This window comes from Psychrobacter pasteurii, from assembly GCF_900162815.1.
Classification (GTDB): domain Bacteria; phylum Pseudomonadota; class Gammaproteobacteria; order Pseudomonadales; family Moraxellaceae; genus Psychrobacter; species Psychrobacter pasteurii.
Map to the genome: position 1 here is coordinate 1 of NZ_FUGD01000035.1, position 5,140 is coordinate 5,140.

Genomic DNA, 5,140 nt, shown 5'->3' on the forward strand with positions numbered 1-5,140 from the left:
GCATGATAGAGATATCAATGCTGCTAAGAACATCCTTGCGGTCGGGCTTGACCGTCTAGCTGTAGGAATCCCCTCGGTTTAGCGAGGGGAGGAGGTCAAAGCTGATGTCTTAATAATAGAGCCGTCTTTTATCGCTTTATATATCTTCGCGGTAAATAGATTTATGACAGCTGCTCTAAAATCTCATCTGGGAAATCCACGTTGGTATGCACGTCTTGTACATCATCCAAGTCTTCTAGCATATCAATCATCTTCATCACTTTTTCAGCATCTTCAAGATTATCGATTAACGCTGTGGTTGAAGGTGACATGGTCACTTCAGCATTGCTAGACTCAAATCCTGCTTCGGTTAAGGCGTCTTTAACGGCACCAAAGTTTTCTGGCTCAGTGATAACCAATAAGCTTTCCCCATCATTTTCTATATCAACCGCGCCAGCGTCTAAGGCCACCATCATAATGTCATCTTCTAATGACACATCATCGAAGATAATCTCACCACGTTTGGTGAAAAGATAGGCCACTGAACCTGAAGTTCCTAAGTTACCATCAAATTTAGTAAACGCATGACGTACTTCACTCACGGTACGGTTTACGTTATCGGTCATGGTTTCAACTAATACCGCCACACCGCCAATACCATAACCTTCATAAGTCAGCTCATCCATTTCGCCGCCTTCAGAGTTACCGGCGCCACGCTCGATTGCACGTTGGATGGTGTCTTTGGTCATGTTGGCTGACAGGGCTTTTTCTACTGCTGCCCGTAAGCGAGGGTTGGTTTCTGGATCTGGTTCACCTTGCTTGGTTGCTGATACAAGCTCACGAATAATTTTGGTGAAGATTTTGCCACGCTTGGCATCCTCTTTGGCCTTCTTGTGCTTAATATTTGCCCATTTAGAATGACCTGCCATAATGTGTTTATCCTTATCAATTACGTTAAACAAATTAATTGTCAAATACGACGTTAATTTTATAGTGGCTTAAAGGCTGTATGGTTGTAGAAATAGGCCAACCACAGCTGCTTAAAGCCGCTGAGCTAAAGATTTATAAAATTTGGGATTATAGGCTGATTAGACTTCTTTTCTAAAGCTAGCTAATTATAGCAGAAATATCTATTTTGATTTCAGTCCTAGTTTAGAACCGATAAAGCTATAAAGTGAGTGACTAAAGGCTACCGCATTACCGATAATATTCTGTATATTAAATTAACTGTGGCTGAAACAAAGTTAAGGGAATAGGTAACATTGTTAATTGAATCACGTATAATGAGTCTCCATTATAGACTAGCTACCCGTATTTATGAAAAAACTATCCTCAAATACGCTAAATCACTTACGTGATCGTATCCATATTATTATTGAAGGAACGGATACGCCTTTAGGTAAGTTATTTGATATTGTTCTGCTGATTGCCATTGCTACCAGTGTGGCAGTGGTAATGCTCGATAGTGTGCTGTATCTACGATTGCAATTCGGTACAGTCTTCTTTTATGCAGAATGGTTCTTCACCATTTTGTTCACTATTGAGTATTTACTGCGACTGTTTTCGGCGCCAAACCGAGTACGTTACGTTTTCAGCTTCTTTGGTATAGTGGATTTACTGTCAGTATTACCAAGCTATCTAAGCTTAATATTCGGTGGGGTTCAATACCTGATCGTGGTTCGTATCCTGCGTATCTTACGGGTATTTAGGGTTCTTAAGCTCAAGTCTTACATGCAGCAAGCGGGTTTTTTGGCCGCAGCGCTTAGAACCAGCCAGCAAAAAATTACGGTTTTCTTCCTGTCGCTGGTGCTGCTGGTTATGATTTTCGGCTCAGTCATTTATGTGGTCGAAGGACCGGAGAATGGCTTCACCAGTATCCCGGTATCTATCTACTGGGCGACGGTTACGCTGACCACGGTAGGTTACGGGGATATGTCACCCAAGACCCCTTTAGGTCAGTTTATAGCGACCATGGTGATGATGACCGGTTACTCCATTATTGCGGTACCAACTGGTATCTTTACCTCAGAGCTTGCCAAAAGTATGCGACCTCAGTTGCACCCAGTCACTTGCCCTAATTGTGGTAAGTTTGGTCATGCTGCTGGTGCTCAGTTTTGTGATCGATGTGGTCACGAGCTACACATTTAATTTTCGGTTATAATTTACAGACACTGCTGTCTTAATCTCTTTATGGGTTAAATAAAATAACAATGCCTAATCTACTAAGAAAGTCTTTTAATGTTGTCAATCGTGTCCGCCACACTGCCAGTGTTGCCGGGTTATCCGCGTTAAGGGTTGCCAAAGGGGAGCGGCCTGATGCGGTGATGTTACGTGAGACCTTTGAGCAGTTGGGCACTACTTATATCAAAATTGGTCAGTTTATTGCCAGTACACCCTCGTTGTTTCCCCGTGATTATGTGATTGCTTTTCAAGGGTGTCTCGATCAAACCACGCCTTTGCCTTATAGCTACATTGAGCAAGTGCTAAAAGAAGAGCTGCTAACTGAGGGTCAAAGCTTAGAAGATTTATTTAGCAAAATTGACAAAGAGCCTTTGGCGTCGGCCAGTATTGCTCAGGTACATGCGGCGACTTTGCCTGATGGGCGAGAAGTGGTGCTAAAAGTCCAAAAACCTGATGTTGAAGTCATTATGCAGACCGACCTTGGTGTGCTGCACGGCGTTACCAAGCTTATGGAAAAACTAATGCCACAAATGCGCTTTGCGAGTATCTCACCTATTATCGATGAGATTCGTATTCGGATGATGGCGGAGACAGATTTTATTGCTGAAGCGTCCAATATCCGAGATTTTCAGCAATTCTTGCAAATGACGGGTAATACCAAGGTAGTGGCGCCAGAAGTGGTAGAAGAGCTCACTACCAAGCGGGTACTAACCATGAGTCGTCTGCATGGTATTTCTATGGTAGATGAAGTGGCAATGCGTCAATATTGTGACGATCCTGCCCAAGTCATGGCCGATACTTTAAATACTTGGTTTGCAAGCCTTATGTTCTGTAACAGCTTCCATGCTGACTTACACGCGGGTAATCTGATGCTGTTAAAAGATGGCCGAATCGGCTTTATCGACTTTGGTATCGTCGGTAAGCTTGCACCAGAGAGTTGGCAGGCGTGTATGGGAATGATGCAAGCATTGCAAGACAATGATTATGTCACTATGGCCAGTTGTATGGTTGATATGGGAATGACCCATGAGCGCGATAAGGTCGATCAAGCGCAGTTGGCTGGCGACTTGGCTAAGATGATTACCCGTATTATGGCTGAAGATAAGACCTATACCAGTGGTAAGCCCTTTAATAGCAAAGAGCAGGCCGATGAGCTTAACAAAATGATGCTAGAGATTGTCGAGGTCGGCAAACGTCATGGCATCCATTTCCCTCGTGATTTTGCCTTATTGACCAAGCAGATGCTTTATTTTGACCGTTTTATGCGCACTTTAGCCCCTGATATGGATATGTTTAGTGATGCCAGGGTGAGTCTATTAGGCAGTGACTTTAAGCAATAAAAGCTAAGCATTACAAGCTGAGCAATAATAAACAATACATATTTGCGATTTGAGTAAACACTTAACAATAAGTGGTGGTTATGATAACAAAATTACCTCTATGGATTTTAATCGGTGGAGCGGTTCTAGCCTTTAGTGCTGGCTGTGTAAATATTATCGCTTTAAGTGGCTTTACCAATCTTTCTGTGTCCCATGTGACTGGTAACGTTAGCCTCTTTTCTTCCGCCATTGCTCGATTTGATTGGCCCGCTATATTTTTTATTGGGGCCTCGTTACTTTCCTTTTTGGCAGGCTCGATATTAAGTGGCTACCTAATTGGCCAGCGCTCGTTAAAGCTGGGTCGTCGTTATGGATTGGCTTTATTTATCGAGGCCAGCTTATTGTTTTGTAGCTTCTTGTTGTTCTTTCAGCACGACTATCTGGGTCAGCTTTTGGCAGCGATGGCTTGTGGTCTGCAAAACTCGATGGTAGCGACTTATAGTGGGGCAGTAATACGTACCACGCACTTAACGGGTCTTACTTCAGATATGGGGGCGGCCATCGGCAACTGGCTGGCGGGTCGTCCTGTCAATAAAATGATGCTTGGTTTTCAAACCATCATTTGGTATAGCTTCTGCGGCGGTGGTGTGGTTGGGGCCTTTGGCTACTTTGCACTAGGCTATACCGCAATGCTAATACCTGTGGGTATTGTCTTGGCGGCAGCCTTAGTTTATCAAATCACCTCCAATAGACTGCCTGAAATGCGTGAGGAATAAGCCTATTTTGGGCGGGCGGGCTTTAGCTTACATTAGCTGAGCTTGCCACAGCTTTATGGCAAAGCCGATAAACAGTAAACCTACCAAACTCATGCTTAGCACGATCAATAAAGGGTACCGGTTAAACCTTCTAGCCAGACCCTGACCAGCGAAGGCCAGAACGCTTAAATAAGCAAAGCTAATACACTGCAAAATTACTGCCAATAATAAAAAGGACAGTAGTGGGTGCTCATAGCTTGGATCAACAAACTGCACAAAAAAAGATAAGAAAAACAAAATAGCTTTGGGGTTGGTCAAGCTTAGTAGCATGGCCCGATAAAAGTAGTTTTGATGAGTAGCCGGGACAGTAAGTTTGGGCGTGGCTTGCGCCAATATCATACGCTGAGAAAAAGTATGATAAGCGCCGATTAATAGCTTTACCCCAAGATACATCAGATATAAGCCACCAATTAACTTAATGGCATTAAATAAAGAAGGGTAGAGCTTTAATAAGCTACCTGCGCCAAACACGGTGACTAAGATTAAGATACCATCGCCAACGAAGATGCCAGCGATGGCACGATAGCCTTTGCCAATACCCTGTGCAGCCGCTACCGATAAGCAATAAAGGCTATTGGGGCCGGGTAATAATATAATGGCGATGGTGCCAAGAATATAAGCCGTAAGGTCAGTTATCCCGTACATGAAGGCTCCTAACGCCTAAAGTTTAACAAATCGTGCGTAATTCTCCACCTATAATCTTTGATTTAGATGGAGATGTCAGCACGGGCGAGCTGGTCAGGGCGCTCTTGTTTTTCGATATATTGCCTAATTGTATCAATGGTAGCACCGCCAGTGGTCAGCAAACAATATGCTCTAGTCCAAAGTACAGGCTTCCAGTAAAAC

The 5,140-nt window shown here is 43.6% G+C and carries 6 protein-coding genes and 1 pseudogene; 4 read left to right on the plus strand and 3 right to left on the minus strand.

The window, feature by feature from the left end; translation table 11 throughout:
* Positions 1 to 82, plus strand: a pseudogene (locus A1232T_RS14310) (RNA-guided endonuclease TnpB family protein); the annotation flags it as partial.
* 79 nt (positions 83 to 161) lie between these two features.
* Here A1232T_RS14310 and A1232T_RS01030 read toward each other — a convergent pair.
* Entirely contained in the window at positions 162 to 908 is a 747-nt protein-coding gene (locus A1232T_RS01030) for a YebC/PmpR family DNA-binding transcriptional regulator (protein ID WP_077447628.1), read from the minus strand.
* A gap of 388 nt (positions 909 to 1,296) precedes the next feature.
* Between A1232T_RS01030 and A1232T_RS01035 the strand changes: the two genes are divergently transcribed.
* The 3 genes from A1232T_RS01035 to A1232T_RS01045 all read left to right on the plus strand — a co-directional run bounded on the left by A1232T_RS01035 (position 1,297) and on the right by A1232T_RS01045 (position 4,255).
* The gene (locus tag A1232T_RS01035; RefSeq protein WP_077447629.1) at positions 1,297 to 2,127 is read left to right on the plus strand and encodes an ion transporter; all 831 of its coding nucleotides are present in this window, start codon (positions 1,297 to 1,299) and stop codon (positions 2,125 to 2,127) included.
* 62 nt (positions 2,128 to 2,189) lie between these two features.
* Entirely contained in the window at positions 2,190 to 3,500 is a 1,311-nt protein-coding gene (locus A1232T_RS01040; RefSeq protein WP_077447630.1) for an ABC1 kinase family protein, read from the plus strand.
* Between the two features lie 80 nt (positions 3,501 to 3,580).
* On the plus strand, positions 3,581 to 4,255 hold the full coding sequence (locus A1232T_RS01045; protein ID WP_077447631.1) for a YoaK family protein: 675 nt from the start codon (positions 3,581 to 3,583) through the stop codon (positions 4,253 to 4,255).
* 27 nt (positions 4,256 to 4,282) lie between these two features.
* On the opposite strand, the gene leuE is transcribed toward A1232T_RS01045, so the two are convergent.
* Positions 4,283 to 4,939, minus strand: coding sequence for a leucine efflux protein LeuE (gene leuE / locus A1232T_RS01050; RefSeq protein ID WP_077447632.1), 657 nt, complete (start codon positions 4,937 to 4,939; stop codon positions 4,283 to 4,285).
* Between the two features lie 62 nt (positions 4,940 to 5,001).
* A partial coding sequence (locus tag A1232T_RS14575) for a transposase (protein WP_208606892.1) occupies positions 5,002 to 5,140 on the minus strand: 139 nt, incomplete at its 5' end.